We start from the raw sequence: 22,213 nt of genomic DNA on the forward strand, positions 1-22,213 counted from the left end.
CCATGATCCAGACGCCTAACGCCGATATCGCCGACTACTACAGTGCCGAGACTTTCAAGCGGATCAAGGACTTTGCCGACGGCAAGGAAACCCCGTTTGTGGTGATCGACACCCAGACCATTGACCGTCAGTACGAAGAGCTGGTGGAAGGGTTTCCTTACGCCAAGGTCTATTATGCGGTGAAAGCCAACCCGGCCCCGCAGATTCTGACCATGCTGCGGGACAAAGGTGCGAATTTTGATATCGCTTCGGTGTATGAACTGGACAAGGTGATGGCCCTCGGTGTGACCGGCGACCGCATCAGTTACGGCAACACCATCAAGAAGGCGAAAGACATTCGCACCTTTTACGAAAAGGGTGTGCGCCTGTATGCCACGGATTCCGAGGCAGACCTGCGCAACATTGCCAAGGCTGCCCCGGGCTCAAAAGTGTATGTGCGTATTCTGACTGAAGGCACCCTGACCGCCGACTGGCCTTTGTCCCGCAAGTTTGGCTGCCAGACCGATATGGCCATGGATCTGCTGATCCTGGCTCGTGATCTGGGCCTGGTGCCCTATGGTGTGTCGTTCCACGTCGGTTCCCAGCAGCGCGAAATCGGTGCCTGGGACGCCGCCCTGAACAAGGTAAAGGTGATTTTCGAGCGCCTTAAGGAAGAAGACGGCATTGAGCTGAAGATGATCAACATGGGCGGTGGTTTCCCGGCCAACTACATTACACGGACCAATGAACTGGGGGTGTATGCGGAGGAGATTGCCCGTTTCCTGCACGAGGACTTTGGTGACGACCTGCCCGAGATCATCATCGAGCCGGGGCGATCGCTGATTTCCAATGCCGGTGTGTTGGTCAGCGAGGTCGTGCTGATTTCACGAAAATCCCGTACCGCCCTGCACCGCTGGGTGTTTACCGATGTCGGCAAGTTTTCCGGGCTGATCGAGACCCTGGACGAGTCCATCAAGTTTCCGATCTGGACCGAGAAGAGCGGTGAAGGTGAGGATTGTGTGATCGCCGGGCCGACCTGTGACAGTGCCGATATCATGTACGAGCATCACAAGTACCCGCTGCCGCTGAATCTGGCGATCGGAGACCGGATGTACTGGCTGTCGACCGGGGCCTATACCACCACCTACAGTGCCATTGAGTTCAACGGGTTTCCTCCGTTGAAGGACTATTACATCTGACCGTGGGTTAGTGCAGTATTTCAGGAAGGATCAGCTTTCGGGCTGATCCTTTTTTCGTTTCAGGTCCAGGGTAAACGCCAGAGGTAACACCAGCAGGCTGTAGGCCACCATGGTCATCACGGCATGACGGGTGTCGCCGGTCCAGTCGGCGATCAGGCCGCCGAGCATGGGTACCGTGAAGGCCATGGTATAGCCCACCAGGAAGGTGCCGGCAGACAGCCGTCCGGTTTCGGCGGAGTTCACCAGCAATGGCGGTAGTGCCACCAGCAGGATCAGCAGAATGCCGGCCACGAAGCTCATCAGCGTGGCACTGGCGATGAACCACCAGCCTTCCAGCACCAGAGTGCCGGCGGTGCCGGTAATGCTGAGAACAGCCATCACCACAATGAAGGTACGGCGGCCGACCCAGGCCCGTGCCATTTTCAGCATCACCAGGGAGGCAAAGACCTGGGCGATGTTGTACCAGAACAGGGCCTCGGACAGCATGCCGATACGCCCCTGTTGTTCCAGGAGGTTACCCATGTAGGCGTTGAGGCCGAAGAACATGGAGCCGGAAAGCCCCAGCAGCAGGCCCAGGCGCAAGGTGAGCGGGTTTTTCCAGTCGGGCAGCCAGGCGGCTTTGCGTGCGGGCCGGGCCAGGTCCCGTTTGGGCAGAAACAGGGCGGCGACTACCAGCAGGGCCGGCAGCGACCAGGCCAGCATGGTGGCGCGCCAGCTGTTGTCCAGCAACGGCATAAGAACCGGCAGGGTAATACCGGCACCGATGAACTCACCCATGAGCATGCCGTTCATGTAGATGGCCGAGCCCAGAGCAATGTGATGGGGTTCGAGCCAACGCGGCAGCAGGGCTGGCAGCGCTGGCTGCATCATCGCCACACCCAGGCCCATGACGGTGCTGGCTATCATCAGGGTGAAGGTATCGGGCACCAGGCCACGGCCGGCGGAGCCGATGACCATGATCACCATGGCCAGTGCCAGGGTGTTTCGCGGGCCGATGCGGGAGATGGCCAGCGAACCGGGCATGGCGCCAATGGCCAGCATCAGGATGGGCAGTGTGGTCAGGGCGCCGGTCAGTGCCTGGGTCAGGGCCAGCTCATCGCCAATGAAGGGCGCCAGCGGCGGCGCCACCAGCACGGGTATGCGCAGGTAAACACCGGCGAGCCAAAGCAACACCGCCACCGGCAGCAATCGGGCTGGCGGTGGCGGTGTGGTCGCGGCGGTTTGAAATGCCACGGCGGAGCGAATCAGTCTTCGCTGGTATCCGGCAGGTAAGCACCGTCTTCGTCGTGCACTTCCCGACCGGTCACTGGCGGGTTGAAGGCGCAGATCAGGCGCATGTCTTCAGTGCCGCCGTACAGGGTGTGACGGTCGTGCTTGTCGAGGGCGTACAGAGTGCCATCGGTGATTTCGTGCACTTCGCCGGTGGCGAGATCCTTGATGCGGCCGTTACCCGCCACGCAGTAAACCGCTTCCAGGTGGTGCTTGTACCAGAAGGTGTGCTCGGAGCCGGCCTTGATAATGGTTTCGTGGAAGGAGAAGCCCATGCCATCCTTCTTCAGCAACAGGCGGCGGCTGGTCCACTGCTTGTCGCTGACTTCACGCTCGGTACCGATAATGTCTTGCACTCGTACGATTTTCATTCGCATTCCTCATTTTGTGATGGAATAGCCATACAGTATAAACATGCGGCTCAGGCTCGATTCAACCGCCAGTCGTCGTATGCCGCCAAGGCGTGCTCGATGGCGGCGGCAAATTGTTCCCTCTGCTGATGGGCCAGAGCTCGCTGTTTCCGGCACCGTTCGAAGGCTTTCTGGATTTCCCGCCGGCTGGCTTTGTCGAGCTGTTCCAGCCAGTGATGGTCGGCCGGTTCCAGTTCCAGCAAATCCCGCCCGGCGTGGTTTCGCTGGCTGATATGCCACCAGTGATCCACCGCCCGCCCTAACACAACATAGCCAAACTGGCTGTCCTGTACAGGCCCGAAGCTGGCGGTTTTCAGGCCGTCCTTCATGGGCCCGATGCTCAGTGCCGGCAAAACCAGGCGATCCCCGTAGAAGTAACTGCCGGCAGCGCCAATCAACCCTCCGAGCAGGGCACCGGTGCCCAGCGACGAGCCAAACGTCACGGCATCAATGCCGGCACCGCTCACCGCTCCGGCGCCAAAGCCCGCGGTGGCCAGGTAGCGCTTGCTTACCGCCCAGTGCTTGCGGGTGTCCTCGGAAAACAGATCGTGCTGGCTGTGCCATTGGAGTTCGGCTTCCTGGCGGCGGATGCGCTGATGCTGGTACAGGTGCTCGATGTCGATCCTGAGGGCCTGTTCCCGCTGGCGTTGGTGCCGGTACCAGCGATCCCGTAGGGTCTCGGCGAGGCTGGCATCGCTGGTTTCGGCGATCTGGTTGAGCGTCAGTGTGCGCCGTTCCTGATAGGACATCAGGTCTTCCAAGGCTCGGGCAACCAGGCCCGCCGCCTGGCGTCGGCGCTGGCGGCGCTGTTCGGACAGGAACCGGGTGGCCCGTTCCAGCGGCGCCTCCCAGTCCGGTTCCAGCTGGCCGAAAGCCCGTAACAGGCTAAGATGTTGCTCAAAAGGGGCGCGAACAGCATCGAACTTGCGGACAACCTGAAAGAACTGGCCCAGTGCGGCCTGCCAAGTGTCGCTGTAATCATCCTCACCGATACTGTTGATCAGCGCCAGGTTCGGACGCCCTGTCCAGCGCAGGATGGTCATTTCAGCCTCGTGCTCGGCACTGTAGGGCACCGAGCCGTCCACTACGTAGATGATCCCGGCGCCTTCCACGATCGGTGCCAGCAATTCACATTCATCGACAAACCGGTCGTCGCCCCGGTGCTGGAGCACAAAAGCCCGCACGGTTTCCGGGTGATCCGAGGCGGAAATGCTGTGGGCTTCCAGCCACTGCAACACCCGCCGTGGGCGCTGGAAACCCGGGGTGTCCACCAGGGTGTAGAGTTTCTGGCCGTCAACGGTCAGTGGATAGTCCTGCCTGGCCCGGGTGGTACCGGGTTCCAGGGCAATGGCGATAGCGTCGTTCTGGGAAAGGGTGGCGACGACACTGGATTTGCCCTTGTTCGGGTGGCCGACCACGGCGAATACCGGAGCATTGGTCATGGCTGCGCGCTCCCGGCCAGATAGGGGTTGGGCTCGTCGACAGGTGGCAAGGCCACCGAGGCAAAGCCCGGAGCCAGGCGTTCTGTAAACCGAAGCCAGGGCTGAACCAGGTGGGCCTGCGGTGGCTGGTTCGGATCGCTTGCCAGCGGAAGCAGGGTTACCCGGCTATTCGAGGGCCAGCGCTCCCGGGCGGTCTCCAGAAAATCGTGCAGCTCGCCGGTGGGCGGCTCCCAACTGCGGGTGACGACAATGACTGCCGGATGTTCCTGGCCGGCCAGGTGGATGCCTACTTGTGCCAGTACGTCTTCATCCTGGGCCAGACTGGCCCGGCCTCCGGCCCGGAAAATTCGGCAATCCGGTGCCTGCAGGCGTTGGGGCAACTCCGGTTCGCCGGCACCGGCCCAGCAGATCATCAGCGGGGTGTCCGGCAGTTGGTCTGGCTGGGCCCGGGTGCGGGTGTCTGGCAGGTCGGCGGCATCGTTGTGGCTGCTACCGGTATCCAGGGTGGCGGTTTCCATCCGGTATAACAGAGCCTTCATGCCGGGATGGCCAGCCAGCAGCCGAGTGGCACGACGGCGTAGCAGGCTTTGGCTGAGAACCAGCAGCAGCACACGCGGTATCACCGTCCAGGTCAGCCATAACATAACCACGAAGGGCCACCACTGGCCCCAGCGTGAAGGCTCGACTCCGATTGTGACAGGAGCGGCGCGAAAGAACCGGGTTACTTCCACCAGCTCCAGGGATGGCACGGCGGAAGGCCACAACCAGGACCAGGGCGCCGCCAGGGCGCTGACCAAATGGTGGTAGCCGGAAGCGGCGGTATCCAGAGTGGTGCTCCAGCCAAAGGCCAGGTCCTGGACCACCACCATGATCAGCAGCGTGGCCAGGCCGGCAAGACCAAAAGCAACGCCGCCGGCGTGGGCCGCTCGCGCCATCAGTAGTGGCTGGAGCCGGGCCCGGGTCGGGCTGGCGTGGTCCAGGTGCAGACGTTTCAGCAACCAGCGCCAGGGTTGCCAGCCGACTATGGCCTGTACCGTGGTGGCCAGTGCCAGCAGCAACTGGAACAGCACAAAGGTCAGAATCACGGTGATGTTGATGCGCTGGCCGCCGTCATAGAACAGCAGGCCCAGCATGGTCACGATGCCCATCAGGCAACCGGCACCTGTGAAGCCGCTGGTTGCCCGGCGCCAGAGTTTCAGTTCCCGACGGCCAGCCGTCACGGTGCCGCCGGGGCCGGACAGTCGATCCATGTGTGCCAGCCAGCGCGAAGGGCTGGGCTTTATTCCCTGCTGCTCGCAGTCCAGAGCAAAGCGCCGGTCCCGGCGGTGGAGAAAGGCGGGGGGCTGATCCCTGTCCCGCTGGACGCGGTCGTCAAAATCCAGCAGCAGACGAAGGGGGTTCGGGCTCATGCAGTGTCCTGATACAAGTTCGGTCGTGGGTGCTTTGCTGTTAGCATATAGGCAATTACGATCCTGATACCAGCCAATGGACGCGCCATGCCCCATCACCTGATGAATCTGCGCCATGTACCCGACGACGAGGCCGACGAGATCCGGGCTCTGTTCGAGGAGCATGAGGTGCGCTACTACGAGACCCCGCCCAGCCGCTGGGGCATCAGCATGGGCGGCTTCTGGGTTCACGATGCGGACGAAGCGGAGCGAGCCAAGGCGTTGCTGGATGAGTATCAGCGTCAGCGTTTCGAGAGGCAGCGCCAGGCCTATGAGCAAGGCCTGGCCCGCGGCGAAATCGGTGGTATCGGCTCCATGTTTCGACGCTATCCGCTGCGGACTCTGGCGGCCTGCCTGGCCATCGCTGCAATTGCGGCAATCAGCTTGCTGCCCTTTGTTCGAATAGGCTAGTTTCACTGCCCGTTGTCTGGTTTTTCAGACAGTGTTCGGTCTGCCGGACAGTCTGCGGCCAGCGGCGGTCCTGCACGCGTGCCATGCCATTGCACGCGCAACCGCTGTCCGGAATTCCGGAATAGCCCCCTCTCAAGTGCCAGTAATTTTTGATTTTTCTAAATATATTCATGGTCTTGTCCGGTTGGCACAGGATCCGCATGGGCCGTGGCGCCCATGGGGCCGATTCAACAACAACAAACAAGGACCGACCATGAAACGAATGATGCTCTGCACCCTGATAGGTGCTGCCACGGTAACGCTCACTGCCTGCAAGAAGGACGAGGTGTTCAACTCCTTGCCTGATTTCCTGGTGAGCGATGTCCAGCAGTTTGCTTACGATGGCAATACCGATGATCTTCTTACCGCTGGCCTGGGGCCGGAGGGTCTGGCCAGTGCCACACCACCGGCGTTTGTCGATGCCCTGAATCCGACACCGGCGGAGTTGCGCCGGCTGGCCATCTACAACAATTACCGGGCACTGGTGGATACTGCACCCGGCGGAGGCTATGGCAGCCTGTTTGGCCCGGCCGTAGGTAATGCCAGTGGCCGGATTCCAGGCCAGGAATTCATCGCGCTGATGCAGGTGCCGGGCGCCACTGTGCCGGTGACGGTAATGGCCCAGGTGCCCGACAGCTTTGATCCGGATTTTCCGTGCATGGTAACCGCGCCCTCCTCCGGTTCCCGCGGGATCTACGGCGCCATTGGCACCGCAGGGGAGTGGGGCCTGAAAAAGGGCTGCGCAGTGGTTTATACCGATAAAGGCACCGGTACCGGTGCCCATAACCTCGCCACAAACACCGCCCAGTCCGTGAACGGAACACTTACCACGGAACCTGAAGAAGCCTTGTTCCGGGCGGATCTGGACGCTCAGAGCCGGGATGATTTCAATAGCCAGTGGCCGGATCGCTTCGCCTGGAAACACGCCCATTCCAAACAGAACCCGGAGGCAGACTGGGGCCGGCATGTGTTGCAATCCATTGAGTTCGGCTTCTATGTGCTGAACACACTCCATGGCCGGGAACTGGGTAATGGTGAAACTCTCCGAACTATCAACCCGAGGAACACGCTGGTGATTGCCTCCAGTGTTTCCAACGGCGGCGGAGCCTCGGTGCGGGCGGCGGAACAGGATGAGAAAGGTCTGATTGATGGTGTGGCGGTGTCTGAGCCCAATGTGAATCCGGCTGTGGACCGGAGTTTCAGCATTCGTCAGGGCAATGGCCCTGCACTGACGGAACACAGCCGCAGCCTGCTGGATTACACCACCGCGCTGGCGGTGTACCAGGGTTGTGCCAACCAGGCCCCCGGCATCCGCGATCTCGCCCCCCTGAACGGCGTGTTCAATCTGCCGGTGACTGGCCAGAACATCTGCCACTCCCTGTTCAATAAGGGGCTGGTGTCGGGCGCTACTCAGGATGACTGGGCCCTCGATGCGCAACGGATCCTGAACGAGGACTTCGGGGTGCAGCCGGAGCAGAACCTGCTGGCGCCGGTGCATTTTGGCCTGGCGGTCGCCCAGAGCATTGCCATGACCTACGCCAATGCCTATGGCCGCGCGGGTGTTGAAGACCGGGTGTGTGGCCTGAGCCTGGCGGCGACCGGCAGTGCCGGCGCGGTGGTGCCACTGGCGCCTGCTGCCGAGGCGTCGCTGTTTGCGGCGAGTAACGGCATTCCGCCCTCCGCCGGTGTCAATCTGGTCTACGACAACGCCGAGGGCCAGCCCACGAACCTCGCCGTTAGCGCCTCGCCCAGTTCCAGCCAGGTGGATTACGGTCTGGACGCCCTGTTGTGCCTCAGAAGTCTTGCCGAAGGCAGGGATGTGGTGACCGGCGAGCCCCTCGAGGGCGTTCAGGCTGAGCTGCACGAAGCCATTAGCCGTGGCATTTCAGCGGTGCGGGCCAGCGGAGACCTGCAGCGCAAGCCGACGGTGTTTGTCACCGGACGGGCCGATGCCATCCTGCCCATCAACCACACCTCCCGACCCTATGTCGGCCTGAACCAGGCAGTGGAAGGCCGCCACAGCAACCTGCGCTATTACGAAATTCTCAACGCCCATCACTTGGACGTGCTCAACGGCTTTCCGGGCATCGGTGACCGCTATGTGCCGTTGCATCACTACTACTTCCAGGCGCTGGATCTGGTGTGGGCCCATCTCACCGACAAGCAGCCGCTGCCGCCCAGTCAAGTGGTGCGCACGGTGCCCCGGGGCAGCCTGACCACCCCCCTGACCCTGGCGAACCTGCCGCCCATTCAATCCGAACCGGCGGAAGCGGACCGGATTGTCTTCACCGGTAACCAGTTGCAGATCCCGGACTGATTACCGACGGTTGAATGCCACCTTTGGAGGTTTGCCCCCGCACCGGGGGCTTCCTATACTCCCGTGACGGCGTCCGGAAATCCGGACGCCCAAGGATTGCCCATGAAACCATCCCCACCCGTGAGCACGCGGACTATGAGCGAGTTGTTTACCAACAAGAACAAGAGCGGCCTGACCCGTGACCTGATCGAAGCCCTGTTCCCGATGTTTGAGGAAGCCAGCGCCGGTGCCATTGCGGTTGACCGGGATGCCAATATCACCTGGATCAACAGCAGCTATTCTCAGCTGCTGGGTCTGGTGGACCCCTCCCACGCCATTGGCAAACCGGTACGAAAGGTGATTCCGCAGACCCGCATGCCCGAGGTGGTGGAAACCGGGAAGCCCCTGCTGCTGGACATCATGGAACACAACAAGCAGCAACTGGTGGTCACGCGGCTGCCGTATTACGACGACCAGGGCGGCATTGTCGGTGCCGTGGCTTTCGTGCTTTACGACGATCTGCAACCGCTGACGCCGCTGGTGTCCAAATACCGGCGCCTGCACCGGGATCTGGCGGCGGCCCGCAAGGCACTGGCGAAGAAAAGTCGGGGCACCCGCTACAGTCTGGGCGATTTTGTCGGTGGCAGTCCGGCGGCCCTTGAGGTGAAGCGCCGGGCGCGACTGGCGGCAGGCCGGGACATGCCGGTACTGCTGCTGGGGGAAACCGGCACCGGCAAAGAGGTGCTGGCCCAGGCTATCCATGCGGTGTCTCCCAGGGCGGACAAGCCGTTTGTTGGTGTGAACGTGGCGGCGGTGCCGGAAAACCTGCTGGAGGCGGAGTTCTTCGGTGTCGCCCCGGGTGCCTACACCGGTGCCGACCGGCGTACCCGGGAGGGCAAGTTCCAGCTTGCCAACGGCGGCACGCTGTTTCTGGATGAGGTGGGGGATATGCCGCTGCCCCTGCAGGCCAAGCTGTTGCGGGCATTGCAGGAGGGCGAGATCGAGGCCCTGGGTTCGAACAAGGTGACGACGGTGGATGTGCGGGTGATCGCGGCCACCAGTCGCAACCTGGAGTCCATGATTGCCGAAGGCAGCTTTCGTTCAGATCTCTATTACCGGCTGAATGTGCTGGAGATCAATATCCCACCCCTGCGGGACCGATTGGCCGATCTGGGTGTGCTGTGCGAAGCCCTGCTGGGTGAAATCTGCGAGGGCCAGGACATGCGTGGCGAGATTACCGATGCCGGCGTCGCGGCGCTGGGCAGTTACGACTGGCCGGGCAACATCCGGGAATTGCGCAACGTGCTGGAGCGGGCCCTGACCATGAGTGAGGATGGCGATTTACTGGATGCGGACGCCATCTTTAAAGTGCTGCCCCGTGCTGGCCAGCGTCTGGTCTCGCCGGTGCCCGCTCGCTCTGTGCGCCCGCTGGCCCGCATTGTGGCTGAGGCTGAAGCCCAGGCCATTGAAGAGGCCCTGGTGACCTGCCGTGGCAACCGGACCAAGGCTGCCCGGCTGCTGGGGATTTCCCGTTCCGTGCTCTACGAGAAGTTGGCCAGATTGTCCTGATTTCCGGACGGCTGTCCCGTTATCCGTACAATCACCTACGACCATTGTCGATGAGTGTCCGGATTGCCGGACAGCTGCCTTGGCTCCAGAACTGTCGAAAATATCTATCCGCATGAAATAAAAGGCATTATCGGCTGTGGCACGGTGTCTGCTATAGCCTGTTTGCAGGACGTCAGAACAACGTAAGAAAACAAAGCTGGCGCAAACTCGTTGGACCCGACCCAAAGTCAGCTATGGTTTCCTGCGTTGTCTGATCAATTTCAGACGTAGCCCGCCGGCAAGAACCGGTGGCTGTACGACAACAACAAAAAGGATCCATTTCATGTCGATCAAGCATAAGCTTTCAAAACTGACCTATGGCATTACCGCCGCCGCGGTTATCACCGGTGGTCTGGCCAGTGCGGACGCCGTGGCCGCAGAGAAGGTTCGCTGGCAGGTTCCTCTGGCGTTTCCATCCCATCTGGTGGGTCTGACCACACCGGTCAAGCACCTTACCGAGAATCTCAAGAATATCTCCGGTGGCGATATCCAGCTGCGTTATTACGAGCCGGGCGAACTGGTGCCGCCGTTCGAAATCATGGACGCCGTTGGCAGTGGCAAATACCCCGCCGGTTACACCTGGGTCGGCTATGACCAGGGCACCATTGCTTCGTTGCCGCTGTATTCCGGCGCACCCTTCAACATGGAGCCACCGGCCTATCTGGCCTGGTACTACGAGGGCGATGGTCGCGAGCTGCTGGAAGAAATCTACGCGGAACGCAACATCCACCCGATGCTGTGCTCCATCATCGGCCCGGAAGGCGCTGGCTGGTTCGCGCAGCCCATCGAGGGCATGGACGACTTTGACGGCCTGAAGATCCGCTTTGCCGGCATTGGCGGCAAGGTTCTGGAGAAGCTGGGCGCATCGGTAACCATGGTGCCGGGTGGCGAGATCTACCAAGCCCTGGAGCGCAAGACCATTGATGCCACCGAGTTCTCCCAGCCGGCCATCGACAAGATGCTGGGCCTGGATCAGATCATCAAGAACTACATCATGCCTGGCTGGCACCAGACCCTGACCACCTCGCACCTGCTGGTCAACAAAGACACCTGGGACAAGCTGGAGCCACAAACCCGTGCCCTCATCGAAATGGGCTGTGAGTCGGCCACGCTCAAGGGTTTCGCCGAGAGCGAGTGGGCCCAGCCAACCGCCCTGCGTGACTATGAGAAAGAAGGCGTAACCGCCCAGACCCTGCCGGAGCCTGTCCTGCGGGAACTGCAGAAGGTCACCAACGAGGTGCTGGATGAAATCGCCGCCAAGGACGAAATGTTCAAGCGCGTTCTCACCAGCCAGCGTGAGTTCATGGAACACCACTCCATCTGGCACTCCAAGGGCTACCTGCCCCGGGATTTCTACCAGTACGACTGATCAGCGGATGATGATCATGGCAGGCGGCGTTGATGCCGCCTGCATTCCCTCTCTGCATCCGGACTATTCGAGGTTGTTGTGACTGATACCAATGTCTCCGGGGGTGAGCAGTCCCCGGCACCGGGCGAGGATTTTCTGCCCACCAACGCCCTGGCCTGGCGCCTGGATCGCCTGGTGGTGGCGGTCGGCCGTTTTGCTTCCTGGCTGTGGATCGGCGTACTGGTGGTGGTGCTTATCAACGTGTTTTCACGGTACGTACTGTCCCAGGGCTCCATTGCACTGGAAGAGCTGTCCTGGCACCTGTTTGGCACCGCCACCATGCTGACCCTGGGCTACGCCGTAGTGCGTGACGACCACGTGCGGGTCGACGTGCTGAAAGAAAAGTTCCCGCCCCGGGCCCAGGCCGTCATTGAATTGCTGGGCATTGCCCTGCTTGCGCTGCCGGTGATCTACCTGATGGTGGAGGTGCTGGTGCCCTACGCCTGGAAAGCCTGGACCTACAGCGAGCGTTCCCAGGCCCCGAGTGGTCTGCCGTACCGGTTCATTTTCAAAAGCATGCTGCCGCTGGGGCTGATCTTCGTGATGATCGCGCTGTTCTCCCGGTTCCTGCGTTGCGCCACGTTCCTGTTCGGGTTCCCCCGGGCCGTAACGCCCCCTGAAGACGATCGCCGGTCTACCGGCTATCCCAATCCCTGAATCACGAGGCAGACGTCATGGGTGTAGAAGCGATTCTTGTTATCGCCATGTTCGCCAGCTTCATGGTGCTCCTGCTGCTGGGGTTCCCGGTAGCCTGGTCACTGGCGGGTATTGGTCTTGTGTTCGCCATTGTCGGACACGTGATGGTGGAGTATTTCGACTCCCCGCTCTGGTTTACCTGGCAAGGCACCATGGGGGTGCTGGATGCCAGAATCTACGGCATTGTCGCCAATGAATTGATGGTGGCGCTGCCGATGTTCATTTTCATGGGCATCATGCTGGACCGCTCCGGCATTGCCGAGAAACTGATGCACAGCCTGGTACGGGTGCTTGGCCCGCTGCGTGGCGGTTATGCCATCACCGTGGTGATTGTCGGCGTGCTGCTGGCCGCCTCCACCGGTATTGTCGGGGCCTCCGTGGTCTTGCTGGGCATGTTGTCCCTGGGGCCGATGATGCAGGCCAACTACAACAAATCCCTGGCCGTGGGTACCGCCTGTTCCGTGGGCACCCTGGGTATCCTGGTGCCCCCCAGCATCATGCTGGTGCTGATGGCGGACCGCCTGGGCACGTCAGATGCATCGGTCGGCAAGCTGTTCATGGGGGCGCTGATTCCGGGCATCATGCTCGGGGCCATGTACATTCTGTACATTCTGATAGCATCGTTCCTGAAAAAAGACCTGGCGCCTGCGCCGAAGGACCGGGAGCCGCTGGATGCCCGGGCCTGGCTGGATGTGCTGAAAGCGGTCCTGCCGCCGATGGCCCTGATCATTGCCGTACTGGGCTCGATCTTCTTCGGCATTGCCACTACCACAGAGGCCTCGGCGGTGGGTGCCGGTGGCGCCATGTTGATGGCCTTTGTCAGCAAGCGCCTGGACATGGCCACCCTGAAAGAATCCCTGTACCAGACCAGCCGCACCTCGGCCTTCATCTTCGGCATCTTTATCGGTGCCACGGTGTTTGCGTCGGTGCTGCGTGGCCTGGGTGGTGACGAGGTGATTGAAAGCGCCATTACCGGGCTGCCTTTCGGTACCACCGGGGTCCTGCTGACGGTGCTGTTCATCACCTTCCTGCTCGGTTTCTTCCTGGACTGGGTTGAAATCACTTTGATCATCCTGCCGCTGGTGGCGCCGGTGCTGTTCAAGATGGGCGTGGAGCCGGTGTGGTTTGCCATCATGTTCGCCATCTGCCTGCAGACCTCGTTCCTGACGCCACCGGTGGGTTTCTCACTGTTCTACATCAAGGGCGTGTGCCCGCCGGGCATCACCACACGGCATATCTATCTGGGCGTGCTTCCGTTTATTGCCCTGCAGTTGCTGGCGCTGGCCCTGGTGTTCTGGTTTGAGCCGCTGGCTACCTGGCTGCCCAACGAGGTATACGGAGGGGGCTGACCGGCCCTCTCTCCGGATTCCAATAACAATTCCAATCCTGAAAGGAGACTGTGACCATGCGTCTTCACAATCAAGTTGCCCTGATTACCGGCGCCGGCCGGGGCATTGGCCGCGCCATTGCTGAACATTACGCCCGCGAAGGGGCCCGGGTGGCAGTGGCGGACCTGACCCTTGAACGCGCCGCCGACACCGTAGCGGCCATTGAACAGGCCGGCGGCACGGCCCTGGCCCTGGCCATGGATGTCACCGACGAACAGGCGGTTGACCAGGGTGTGGCCACCATCGTTGAACACTGGGGCAGGCTCGATGTCGCCCTGGCCAATGCCGGTATCCAGCACATCGACCCGGTGCACAAGCTGGCCTACGCCGACTGGAGCAAGGTGATGAACGTGCACCTGGACGGTGCCTTCCTGGTGACCCGGGCGGCCCTGCGCCAGATGTACGCCCAAGGTGGGGGTACTATGCTCTATATGGGATCGGTACACTCGGTGGAAGCGTCGCCCCTGAAAGCGCCCTACGTCGCCGCCAAGCACGGCATGCTGGGCCTGTGCCGGGCGGTGGCGAAAGAAGGTGCCGAGCACGGGGTACGCAGCAACATTATCTGCCCCGGCTTTGTACGGACACCGCTGGTGGACAAGCAGATACCGGAGCAGGCCAAAGAGCTGGGCATTTCCGAAGAAGAAGTGATCAGCAAGGTCATGCTCAAGAACACCGTGGACGGGAAGTTCACCACCCTGGAAGACGTATCGGAACTGGCGGTGCATCTGGCAGCCTTCCCCTCCGCTGCCCTGACCGGTCAGTCGATCGTGGTCAGCCACGGCTGGCATATGCAGTAATTTTCTGGAGAGACGGATGAGCAACACAGAACAATCACCGGTTGTCTGGACCCCGGACCAGGACACCCTCACCCGTTCCCGCATGGGCCAGTTCAAGGCCTGGCTGGAGCAACAGGGCTTTGGCCCCTTTGACGATTATCACGCCCTGCACCAGTGGTCGATTACCGAACTGGACACCTTCTGGCAGAAGGTTTGGGACTACTGCGGCCTGGTCTGCGAGACACCGGCCAAACAGGTACTTGGCAACCGGGAAATGCCCGGGGCGGAATGGTTCCCGGGCATGAAGCTGAATTTTGCCGCCAACCTGCTGCGGCTGGCGGACGGCGACCATGCTGATAAAGAAGCCTTGGTGGCCTACTGCGAAACCCGCCCGGTACTGCGCAAGACCTACGCCGAACTGAAAGCCGACGCCGGTGCCCTGGAAGCCTTTCTGCGCAGCAAGGGCATTGCCAAGGGTGACCGCGTGGCGGGTGTGGTCACCAATGGCTACGAAGCCCTGGTGGGTATGCTGGCGGCTACCAGCCTGGGCGCGATCTGGAGCTCCGCATCACCGGACTTCGGCATCGGCGCCATCAACGACCGCTTTGGCCAGATCGAGCCCTCAGCCCTGATTGTGGTCAACGGCTACGGTTATGGCGGCAAAGTGTTCGCGCGCCAGGACGACTTCGCCGAGCTGATCGCTGGCCTGCCCTCCCTGAAGGTGGTGGTCAGCATTGCCCAACTGCCCGATGAGGCACCGATCCCCGGCGAACTGGTTACCACCTGGGAGGATGCCCTGGAGGCCGGCGAAGGCCAGGCGCCTTCCTTCACCCCGGTCGATCCGGATCACCCGGTGTACATCCTCTATTCCTCCGGCACCACCGGCAAACCCAAGTGCATCGTGCACGGCACTGCCGGCTTGTTGGTCAACCACGCCAAGGAGTTGATGCTCCATGGCGACGTGGGTCCGGAAGACCGCTTCCTCTACTTCACCACCTGCGGCTGGATGATGTGGAACTGGCAGGCCTCTGCCCTGATGACCGGCGCCGCCGTGATCACCGTCGACGGCTCCCCGGGTTACCCGAACCTGAACTTCCTGTGGGAAACCGTAGCGAAAGAACGGGTCACCCACTACGGCACCAGCGCCCGCTTCATCGCCGGCTGTCGCAAAGCCGAACTGCAACCAGCGAAAACCCTGGACCAGAGCCACCTGCGCGTGGTCTTCTCCACCGGCTCCCCGCTGTTGCCGGAAGACTACGACTGGATCTACACCGACGGTGCCCCCAACGTGTTGCTGGGCTCCATCGCCGGCGGCACCGACATCTGCGGCTGCTTTGTGGGATCAACACCCCTGCTGCCAGTGCGAAGAGGTGAAATCCAGTGCCGCTTCCTGGGCGTGGACGCCGTGGCCTACGGCGACGACGGCCAACCGGTCAGCGAAGGCCGCGGCGAACTGGTCTGCCGCCAGCCGCTGCCCTCGATGCCCGTCAGCTTCTGGCAGGACCCGGACGGTGAACGCTACCGCGATGCCTACTTCAACAGCTTCCCCGGAGTCTGGGCCCACGGCGACTTCATTGAATTCACCGAACACGGCGGCGCCATTATCTACGGCCGCTCCGACGCCACCCTCAACCCTGGCGGCGTGCGCATCGGCACCGCCGAAATCTACCGTCAGGTGGAAACCGTTGACGCGGTTAAAGACAGCCTCGTGGTCGGACGCCAGATCGACGGCGACGTGGAAGTGGTGCTGTTTGTGGTTCCGGCGGAAGGCCAGAATGTCACCGACGACCTGGTCAAAACCCTGAAAACCCGAATCCGAGAAGGTGCCAGCCCCCGACATGTGCCCAAACACATTGTCGAGGTGCCGGACATTCCCTACACCCGTAGCGGCAAAAAAGTGGAACTCGCGGTGGCCCGGCTGATCAACGGCTCCAGGAAAGCCGACAACCGGGATGCACTGGGCAACCCGGAAGCGCTGGACCGGATTCGGGAACGTTTGGCGCAAGCAGGGTTGTTGCCCGACTGATTCTGGATAAAGGGGAATGTGAAGTGTGCCGATATGGGCTGTTTTGTCGACAAAACAGCCCATATTTGCGAACTCTGCGACGATGAAATTGGACTACCCGTACATCGTTTGGGCGTGGCAGGGGGAGAGCTTTCCAAAACCTTGCGGAGCCATGGATGGCGGAGCAGAGCGTACAGGGAGGTATTCACAGCGTGTTTTGGAAAGCTCTCCCCCCCTCACGCTTACCCCTTACCTGATAAATGTTAGAAAGTTTCGTAAATTCCTGCCATTTCATCGTCCTGTCACGGAAGATCAGGCATTTTAAGTCCGTTCTTATACTAAGATCGTAACCAAAATTTTGTAAAAAATGCTATCTTAGTAGGTCTATCAAAAGTTCCGAATCAGTCACTGGCCCGACCGGACGTTCACAAGACGCCCGACCGCGCCATGACCGTCCTGAACCCACCCAATAGCCTGAGGACGAAAATGACATCATCCAAAGCCAAGATTGTCTACACGTTGACCGACGAGGCTCCCGCCCTCGCCACCCGGTCACTGCTTCCCATCCTGGAAACCTTCGCCAAGCCGGCCGGTATCGAGTTCGAAACCAGCGATATCTCCCTGGCGGCACGTATTCTGGCGGCGTTTCCGGACTACCTGGAGGAAGACCAGCGGGTTCCGGATGCCCTGGCTGAATTGGGTGAGTACACCAAGGATCCGGACGCCAACATCATCAAGCTGCCGAACATCTCCGCCTCCATTCCCCAGCTGCAGGCCGCCATTCGCGAGCTGAACGAGCAAGGCTTCAAGGTGCCCGAGTTCAAGGAGCACCCGAAGACCGACGAGGAGAAGGAGATCCACGCCCGTTACGCCAAGGTGCTGGGCAGCGCCGTCAACCCGGTGCTGCGGGAAGGCAACTCCGACCGTCGCGCGCCGGCGGCGGTCAAGGCCTATGCCCGCAAGCACCCCCACAGCATGGGTGAGTGGAGCCCGGCTTCCCGGACCCACGTGGCGCACATGCGCGGCGGTGACTTCTACTCCAGCGAGCAGTCCGTCACCCTGGACAAGGCCACCAATGCTCGCATCGTGTTCGAGAACAAGAAGGGCGAGCAGACTGTCCTGAAGTCCGAACTGCCGCTGCAGGAAGGCGAAGTGCTGGACGCCATGTTCATGAGCAAGAAAAAGCTCGTGAAATTCTTCGAGGACTGCATTGAGGACTGCGAAAAAACCGGCGTCATGTTCTCCCTGCACGTGAAGGCGACCATGATGAAGATTTCTCACCCGATCGTGTTCGGTCACGCGGTGAAGGTCTACTTCCGGGAGCTGTTCGACAAGTACGGCGATCTGTTCGATGAGATCGGCGTCAATCCGAACAACGGCCTGTCCTCGGTCATCGAGAAGATCAAGCAGCTGCCGGAGTCCAAGCAGGAGGAAATCCAGGAAGCCCTGCACGCCTGCTACGAGCATCGTCCGGAAATCGCCATGGTCGATTCGGTCAAGGGCATCACCAACCTGCACGTGCCCAGCGACGTGATCGTCGACGCCTCCATGCCGGCCATGATCCGCAACTCCGGCAAGATGTGGGCCCGCGACGGCAAGCTGAAGGACACCAAGGCGGTCATGCCGGAGTCCACCTACGCCACCATCTATCAGGAAGTGATCAACTTCTGTAAGACCCACGGCGCCTTCGACCCGACCACCATGGGGACCGTGCCCAACGTCGGCCTGATGGCCCAGAAGGCCGAGGAATACGGCTCCCACGACAAGACCTTCGAGATCAAGGAAGACGGTGTCGTTCGTATCGTAGCCGAAGACGGCACGGTCCTGACCGAGCATCAGGTGGAACAGGGCGACATCTGGCGGGCCTGCCAGACCAAGGACCTGCCGATCCGCGACTGGGTCAAGCTGGCGGTGACCCGGGCCCGCTCCAGCGGCATGCCGGCGATCTTCTGGCTGGATCACGAGCGTCCCCACGACGCCCAGCTGATCAAGAAGGTCGAGATGTACCTGAAGGAGCACGACACCGACGGTCTGGACATCAAGATCATGCCGCCGGTGAAGGCGATCCGTTGCACCATGGAGCGCCTGATCCGTGGCCAGGACACCATCTCCGTGACCGGCAACGTGCTGCGTGATTACCTCACCGACCTGTTCCCGATCCTGGAGCTGGGCACCAGTGCCAAGATGCTGTCCATCGTGCCGCTGCTGAACGGCGGCGGTCTGTATGAGACCGGTGCCGGCGGTTCCGCACCCAAGCACGTACAGCAGCTGATTCAGGAAAACCACCTGCGCTGGGATTCCCTGGGTGAGTTCCTGGCCACCGCGGTGTCGCTGGACGAGCTGGGCGAGAAGCAGAACAACGAGCGTGCCCGCCTGCTGGGCCAGACCATGGACAAGGCCACCGAGCGACTGCTGGAAAACAACCAGTCTCCGTCGCGGGTAACCGGCGAGCTGGACAACCGTGGTTCCCACTTCCACCTGGCCCGCTACTGGGCGGAAGAGCTCTCCAAACAGGATGAAGACAAGGAACTGAAAGAATTCTTCACCAAGCTGTCTGCCCAGTTGGAGGAGAACAAGGACAAGATCCTGGAAGAAATGACCGTGGTGCAGGGCCATCCGGCCGATATCGGTGGTTACTACCACCCGCCCATGGAGAAGGTGTGCGAGGTCATGCAGCCGAGCGCCACGTTCAACAAGATCCTGGCCGAGGCACGGGATTCCGTGAAGTAAGGCCAGTGTTTCAGCCGGGCCATGGGCCCGGCATGAATCCCCGAAACCCGGTGCGCTTGAGGCTCACCGGGTTTTTTATTCGTCTGGCTCTTCCTGGTAGCCCTGTCCGGTTTCACCGGCCTTACGTAGCTGAAGCAGCGTCATCGGCGGGCCGATCAACTCGAATACCACCGTAGCGCCAATCACCAGCGGCAGAATGTAGCCAAGCTCCGGCAGCCGTTCGGTGGCCACCAGGGCGAGGCCCAGGGCAACGCCGGCCTGGGGCATCAGGCAGGCGCCGATACGCTGCCGGGTTTCCGGAGCAGAGCCGGCGAGCAGGCCACCCAGATATCCCCCGGCCAGACGGCCGCCAATGCGGGCCAGTACATAGGCCAGGCCAAGCGCACCGAGGGTGGGTAGCGCCAGCCAGTCGAGCTGGTAGCCGGCCATGAAGAAAAACAGTGCCAGGAAGGGCTCGGAAATGCCTTCGATGGAACGGAACGGCCGAACGTGATGTCGGGCTCGGTTCGCCACCACAATGCCCAGGGTCATGCAGGTCAGCAGGTACGACAGGCCAAACCAGTTGGCCAGACCCGCCGCGACAAAGACAAACCCGGCGGATTCCAGCAGCATGGGTTCACCCGGCCGTAGCCGCCCGGTCAGCCAGGCCATGGGAAACCCCAGTACCATACCCAGCAGCACCGAGCCTGCCACTTCCCAGAGCCCGTGCAACATGGCCGTGGGGCCGCTCAGGTCGCCGTTGCCCAGCAACAGACCGGCCGCCACCAACAGAACACTGAACAGAATGGCGCCCCAGGCATCGTCGATGGCGACCACCTGAAACACCAGCCGGGTGAGCGGGCCGTTGGCGCCCGCTTCGCGCAGGACATCCAGGGTCGCTGCCGGTGCCGTGGCGGTGGCGATGCCGCCCAGCAGCAGAGCTGCCGGCAGGTTGCCGGTGACGGCCCAGACCGCCAGGATGACGGCCATGGCGGTCAGCAACGTGACGGCCAGGCTGACAATCAGCGCTTCTTTTCCCTGCCTGAGATCCCGTGCCGACATCCGTTCACCCAGCAGAAAACCCACCATCGCCAGGGTTAACTGGGTAATCAGGCTGAAGCTCTGGTCTGCGTTATCCGGCAGCAGGTCAAGCAGATCCGGTCCAGCCAGGGCGCCCAGCAACAGCAGCAGGGTCACCCGGGGCACGTGTACCTTCTGGCCCACGGCGTGCGCAGCGAGTGCCAGCAGCAGGGTGCTACCGATAAGGATCAGGTCGCTGGCGTGATTCACCCCCTTACTCCTGTTGCAGCGGAGCGAACCGGGCCTGGGTAAGTCGGGCCAGATCGGCGGGTGCCAGTTCGATTTCCAGGCCCCGTTTGCCGGCACTGACAAAGATCGTTTCGAAGCCCTCGGCAGACTGGTCGATGAAGGTTTTCAGAGGTTTTTTCTGGCCCAGGGGACTGACCCCACCCAGGACATAGCCGGTGGTGCGCTGCACCAGCTGTTTGTCGGCCATGACGGCCTTCTTGGCGCCGGCGGCCTTGGCAATCTGTTTCAATCCGAGCATGGCGGTGACTGGTACGATGCCCACCGCCAGATTCTTACCATCGAGGCTGACCACCAGGGTCTTGAACACCTGGGCCGGGTTTGCACCGGTTTTTTCCGCCGCTTCCTCGCCATAGCTTTCCGCAGCCGGATCGTGCTCATACTCGTGGATGATGAAATTCACCCGGGCCTGTTTGGCGGCGTTGATTGCGGGGGTCATGACGGTTCCTGTTGGTTGGATCGAACGTAGCACCGATTAAAGCATGTGCCGCCAACGAGTTCATCCTTCCCGGAACACCGGCCAGCGGTCGGTGATGGCTCCCCTGGCCGGATCGAAGACGGCCAGATCGCCAAACTGCAGGAAGACCGATTCGCTCTGGTGTGGCCGCAGGAACACCCGGTCGCCCTCTGCCAGATCGAGCCCATCGGCGAAATTCAGCATTTCCTGATTACTGGATCGGCCGTAGACCGGATTATCGGTTAATCCTGCCGGTGACACCGGCGTTGCCGGCCAGTTGCCGCCGTAGATGAAAGCCGTGCGGGCCCGGTTCGGGTTCCACAGCGCCTGCAGACGGCCCAGCCCGGGTGCACCGGGAATTCGGGTGGTTTCCAGCAGCTTCAGGACCGGCGTGGCAATGAACGCCGCGGGCCGGTGGTCAGCCAGTGTTGGCAGGTCGAAATCCGTGGGCATTACCAGGCCGGAACCGGCGGAGAGCTCATTCACGGGCAGCTCGCCGGACAGCCTGCGATAGAGCTGATAGGTGGTGGACCCCCCGGTGTTAAGTGTCAGGTCTGTCAGTGAGCGTCCCAGGTGTTGCTCGGCGGTGGACACGTAATCCTGATACCGCGCCATGGCCCGGTCCCGCAGCCAGGCCGCTGGCCCCGGTGCTTTCATGATATGAGGTTCGTAGCCCATGAACCCGCTGAAACTGAGCCAGGGCGAGCGTTCAATCATGGTCAGGACCCGAGCCAGGTCACCGGTGTCGGTAAACCCGCCACGATGCAGGCCAATATCGATCTCGAGATTGATACGCAGCCGGCGTTGCTGTGACCGGGCAAAACCTTCATAGGCCTCAAGCCGCTGCCGGGAATCCACCAGCCATTGCAGTTGCTGTTCTGGCCGGAAACCGCTGGTGCTGGATGTCAGCTGCCGGTAGAAACGGTCAACGGCGGCCACCGGAAGCGGCTTGCCCATCAGCACATCCGCCTGAGGCAGGGCCTCGGCCACGGTGTTGAGAAAGGGTTGGTGGAAAACCATCAGCCGGTTACTGCCGGTGGCCGCCATGATCCGTTGCAGAAGTGGTAGTGACGGCAGTGATTTGACCACAATGCGGTAATGGTATTCGCCGTTCAGATGGCTGTTCAGGGCCGACAGGTTGTAATCCAGCCCGCCCTGATCCAGCACCAGCGTGGGGGTTGCCAGGCCGGCTTCGGAAAGGGCCGCGTCCAGGGCCCGGAAATAGGGGTTATGTCCGTCCCGGCGGGCTTCTGGTCGCAACCAGGCCAGGGCGCCGGCGGCACCCAGGGCGGTGGCGCCGAGCAGAAGCCGGCGGCGTTGTCGAACAAAGGCATCGCTGTGGGCCAT

General features: G+C 61.6%; 17 protein-coding genes. 10 read left to right on the forward strand and 7 right to left on the reverse strand.

Features of this window, described 5'->3' with window-relative positions:
• Window positions 1-2: 2 nt before the first annotated feature.
• A complete protein-coding gene (locus Q675_RS34580) occupies window positions 3-1,178 on the forward strand; it encodes a type III PLP-dependent enzyme (RefSeq protein WP_023008100.1) in 1,176 nt (391 codons plus the stop codon).
• A 30-nt stretch (window positions 1,179-1,208) separates the two neighbouring features.
• Here the strand turns inward: Q675_RS34580 and Q675_RS34585 are convergent, their stop codons facing one another.
• From Q675_RS34585 to Q675_RS34600, 4 genes are read right to left on the reverse strand one after another with little or no spacing between them, the layout of a single operon-like run.
• The gene (locus Q675_RS34585) at window positions 1,209-2,411 is read right to left on the reverse strand and encodes a CynX/NimT family MFS transporter (protein WP_023011951.1); all 1,203 of its coding nucleotides are present in this window, start codon (window positions 2,409-2,411) and stop codon (window positions 1,209-1,211) included.
• 11 nt (window positions 2,412-2,422) lie between these two features.
• The gene (locus Q675_RS34590) at window positions 2,423-2,818 is read right to left on the reverse strand and encodes an ectoine synthase (RefSeq protein WP_022991806.1); all 396 of its coding nucleotides are present in this window, start codon (window positions 2,816-2,818) and stop codon (window positions 2,423-2,425) included.
• A gap of 50 nt (window positions 2,819-2,868) precedes the next feature.
• Window positions 2,869-4,299 (reverse strand): GTPase/DUF3482 domain-containing protein, encoded by a 1,431-nt coding sequence (locus Q675_RS34595; protein ID WP_023011952.1) that lies wholly within the window; start codon window positions 4,297-4,299, stop codon window positions 2,869-2,871.
• Window positions 4,296-5,708: a DUF2868 domain-containing protein gene (locus tag Q675_RS34600; protein WP_023011953.1), complete on the reverse strand. Its 1,413-nt coding sequence runs from the start codon at window positions 5,706-5,708 to the stop codon at window positions 4,296-4,298. Before Q675_RS34600 ends, Q675_RS34595 begins: the two co-directional genes overlap by 4 nt.
• 87 nt (window positions 5,709-5,795) lie before the next feature.
• Here Q675_RS34600 and Q675_RS34605 point away from each other — a divergent pair, with 87 nt between their 5' ends.
• The 9 genes from Q675_RS34605 (at window position 5,796) to Q675_RS34645 (ending at window position 19,104) form a co-directional block, all read left to right on the forward strand.
• Complete coding sequence (locus Q675_RS34605) at window positions 5,796-6,158, forward strand: DUF6164 family protein (protein ID WP_023011954.1); 363 nt, start codon at window positions 5,796-5,798, stop codon at window positions 6,156-6,158.
• Window positions 6,159-6,411: 253 nt separating this feature from the next.
• On the forward strand, window positions 6,412-8,514 hold the full coding sequence (locus Q675_RS34610; RefSeq protein ID WP_023011955.1) for a 3-hydroxybutyrate oligomer hydrolase family protein: 2,103 nt from the start codon (window positions 6,412-6,414) through the stop codon (window positions 8,512-8,514).
• Window positions 8,515-8,616: 102 nt separating this feature from the next.
• Complete coding sequence (locus Q675_RS34615) at window positions 8,617-10,062, forward strand: sigma-54 interaction domain-containing protein (RefSeq protein WP_413771520.1); 1,446 nt, start codon at window positions 8,617-8,619, stop codon at window positions 10,060-10,062.
• A 322-nt stretch (window positions 10,063-10,384) separates the two neighbouring features.
• Window positions 10,385-11,470, forward strand: a complete 1,086-nt coding sequence (locus tag Q675_RS34620) for a TRAP transporter substrate-binding protein (protein WP_014420063.1) — start codon at window positions 10,385-10,387, stop codon at window positions 11,468-11,470.
• 78 nt (window positions 11,471-11,548) lie between these two features.
• On the forward strand, window positions 11,549-12,166 hold the full coding sequence (locus Q675_RS34625; protein ID WP_023011957.1) for a TRAP transporter small permease subunit: 618 nt from the start codon (window positions 11,549-11,551) through the stop codon (window positions 12,164-12,166).
• Between the two features lie 17 nt (window positions 12,167-12,183).
• Window positions 12,184-13,554, forward strand: a complete 1,371-nt coding sequence (locus Q675_RS34630; protein ID WP_023011958.1) for a TRAP transporter large permease — start codon at window positions 12,184-12,186, stop codon at window positions 13,552-13,554.
• 56 nt (window positions 13,555-13,610) lie between these two features.
• Complete coding sequence (locus Q675_RS34635) at window positions 13,611-14,390, forward strand: 3-hydroxybutyrate dehydrogenase (RefSeq protein ID WP_023011959.1); 780 nt, start codon at window positions 13,611-13,613, stop codon at window positions 14,388-14,390.
• A 16-nt stretch (window positions 14,391-14,406) separates the two neighbouring features.
• Complete coding sequence (locus Q675_RS34640) at window positions 14,407-16,395, forward strand: acetoacetate--CoA ligase (protein ID WP_023011960.1); 1,989 nt, start codon at window positions 14,407-14,409, stop codon at window positions 16,393-16,395.
• A 465-nt stretch (window positions 16,396-16,860) separates the two neighbouring features.
• A complete protein-coding gene (locus Q675_RS34645; RefSeq protein WP_023011961.1) occupies window positions 16,861-19,104 on the forward strand; it encodes an NADP-dependent isocitrate dehydrogenase in 2,244 nt (747 codons plus the stop codon).
• 75 nt (window positions 19,105-19,179) lie between these two features.
• Here the strand turns inward: Q675_RS34645 and Q675_RS34650 are convergent, their stop codons facing one another.
• The 3 genes from Q675_RS34650 to Q675_RS34660 are packed head-to-tail and all read right to left on the reverse strand — an operon-like array spanning window position 19,180 to window position 22,213.
• Window positions 19,180-20,373: a cation:proton antiporter gene (locus Q675_RS34650; RefSeq protein ID WP_023011962.1), complete on the reverse strand. Its 1,194-nt coding sequence runs from the start codon at window positions 20,371-20,373 to the stop codon at window positions 19,180-19,182.
• Between the two features lie 4 nt (window positions 20,374-20,377).
• Complete coding sequence (ybaK, locus tag Q675_RS34655) at window positions 20,378-20,848, reverse strand: Cys-tRNA(Pro) deacylase (protein WP_023011963.1); 471 nt, start codon at window positions 20,846-20,848, stop codon at window positions 20,378-20,380.
• 60 nt (window positions 20,849-20,908) lie between these two features.
• The gene (locus Q675_RS34660) at window positions 20,909-22,213 is read right to left on the reverse strand and encodes a DSD1 family PLP-dependent enzyme (RefSeq protein ID WP_023011964.1); all 1,305 of its coding nucleotides are present in this window, start codon (window positions 22,211-22,213) and stop codon (window positions 20,909-20,911) included.

It is taken from the genome of Marinobacter sp. EN3, assembly GCF_000475315.1.
GTDB classification, from domain to species: Bacteria; Pseudomonadota; Gammaproteobacteria; order Pseudomonadales; family Oleiphilaceae; genus Marinobacter; species Marinobacter nauticus.

Bases quoted from the DNA above. Each gene is read 5' to 3' on its own strand.
- Q675_RS34645 (WP_023011961.1), top strand. From the start codon at position 16,861: ATGACATCATCCAAAGCCAAGATTGTCTACACGTTGACCGACGAGGCT.
- Q675_RS34590 (WP_022991806.1), bottom strand. From the start codon at position 2,818: ATGAAAATCGTACGAGTGCAAGACATTATCGGTACCGAGCGTGAAGTC.
- Q675_RS34605 (WP_023011954.1), top strand. From the start codon at position 5,796: ATGCCCCATCACCTGATGAATCTGCGCCATGTACCCGACGACGAGGCC.
- Q675_RS34660 (WP_023011964.1), bottom strand. From the start codon at position 22,213: ATGGCCCACAGCGATGCCTTTGTTCGACAACGCCGCCGGCTTCTGCTC.
- Q675_RS34630 (WP_023011958.1), top strand. From the start codon at position 12,184: ATGGGTGTAGAAGCGATTCTTGTTATCGCCATGTTCGCCAGCTTCATG.
- Q675_RS34580 (WP_023008100.1), top strand. From the start codon at position 3: ATGATCCAGACGCCTAACGCCGATATCGCCGACTACTACAGTGCCGAG.
- Q675_RS34600 (WP_023011953.1), bottom strand. From the start codon at position 5,708: ATGAGCCCGAACCCCCTTCGTCTGCTGCTGGATTTTGACGACCGCGTC.
- Q675_RS34640 (WP_023011960.1), top strand. From the start codon at position 14,407: ATGAGCAACACAGAACAATCACCGGTTGTCTGGACCCCGGACCAGGAC.
- Q675_RS34595 (WP_023011952.1), bottom strand. From the start codon at position 4,299: ATGACCAATGCTCCGGTATTCGCCGTGGTCGGCCACCCGAACAAGGGC.
- Q675_RS34615 (WP_413771520.1), top strand. From the start codon at position 8,617: ATGAAACCATCCCCACCCGTGAGCACGCGGACTATGAGCGAGTTGTTT.
- Q675_RS34620 (WP_014420063.1), top strand. From the start codon at position 10,385: ATGTCGATCAAGCATAAGCTTTCAAAACTGACCTATGGCATTACCGCC.
- Q675_RS34610 (WP_023011955.1), top strand. From the start codon at position 6,412: ATGAAACGAATGATGCTCTGCACCCTGATAGGTGCTGCCACGGTAACG.
- ybaK (WP_023011963.1), bottom strand. From the start codon at position 20,848: ATGACCCCCGCAATCAACGCCGCCAAACAGGCCCGGGTGAATTTCATC.
- Q675_RS34635 (WP_023011959.1), top strand. From the start codon at position 13,611: ATGCGTCTTCACAATCAAGTTGCCCTGATTACCGGCGCCGGCCGGGGC.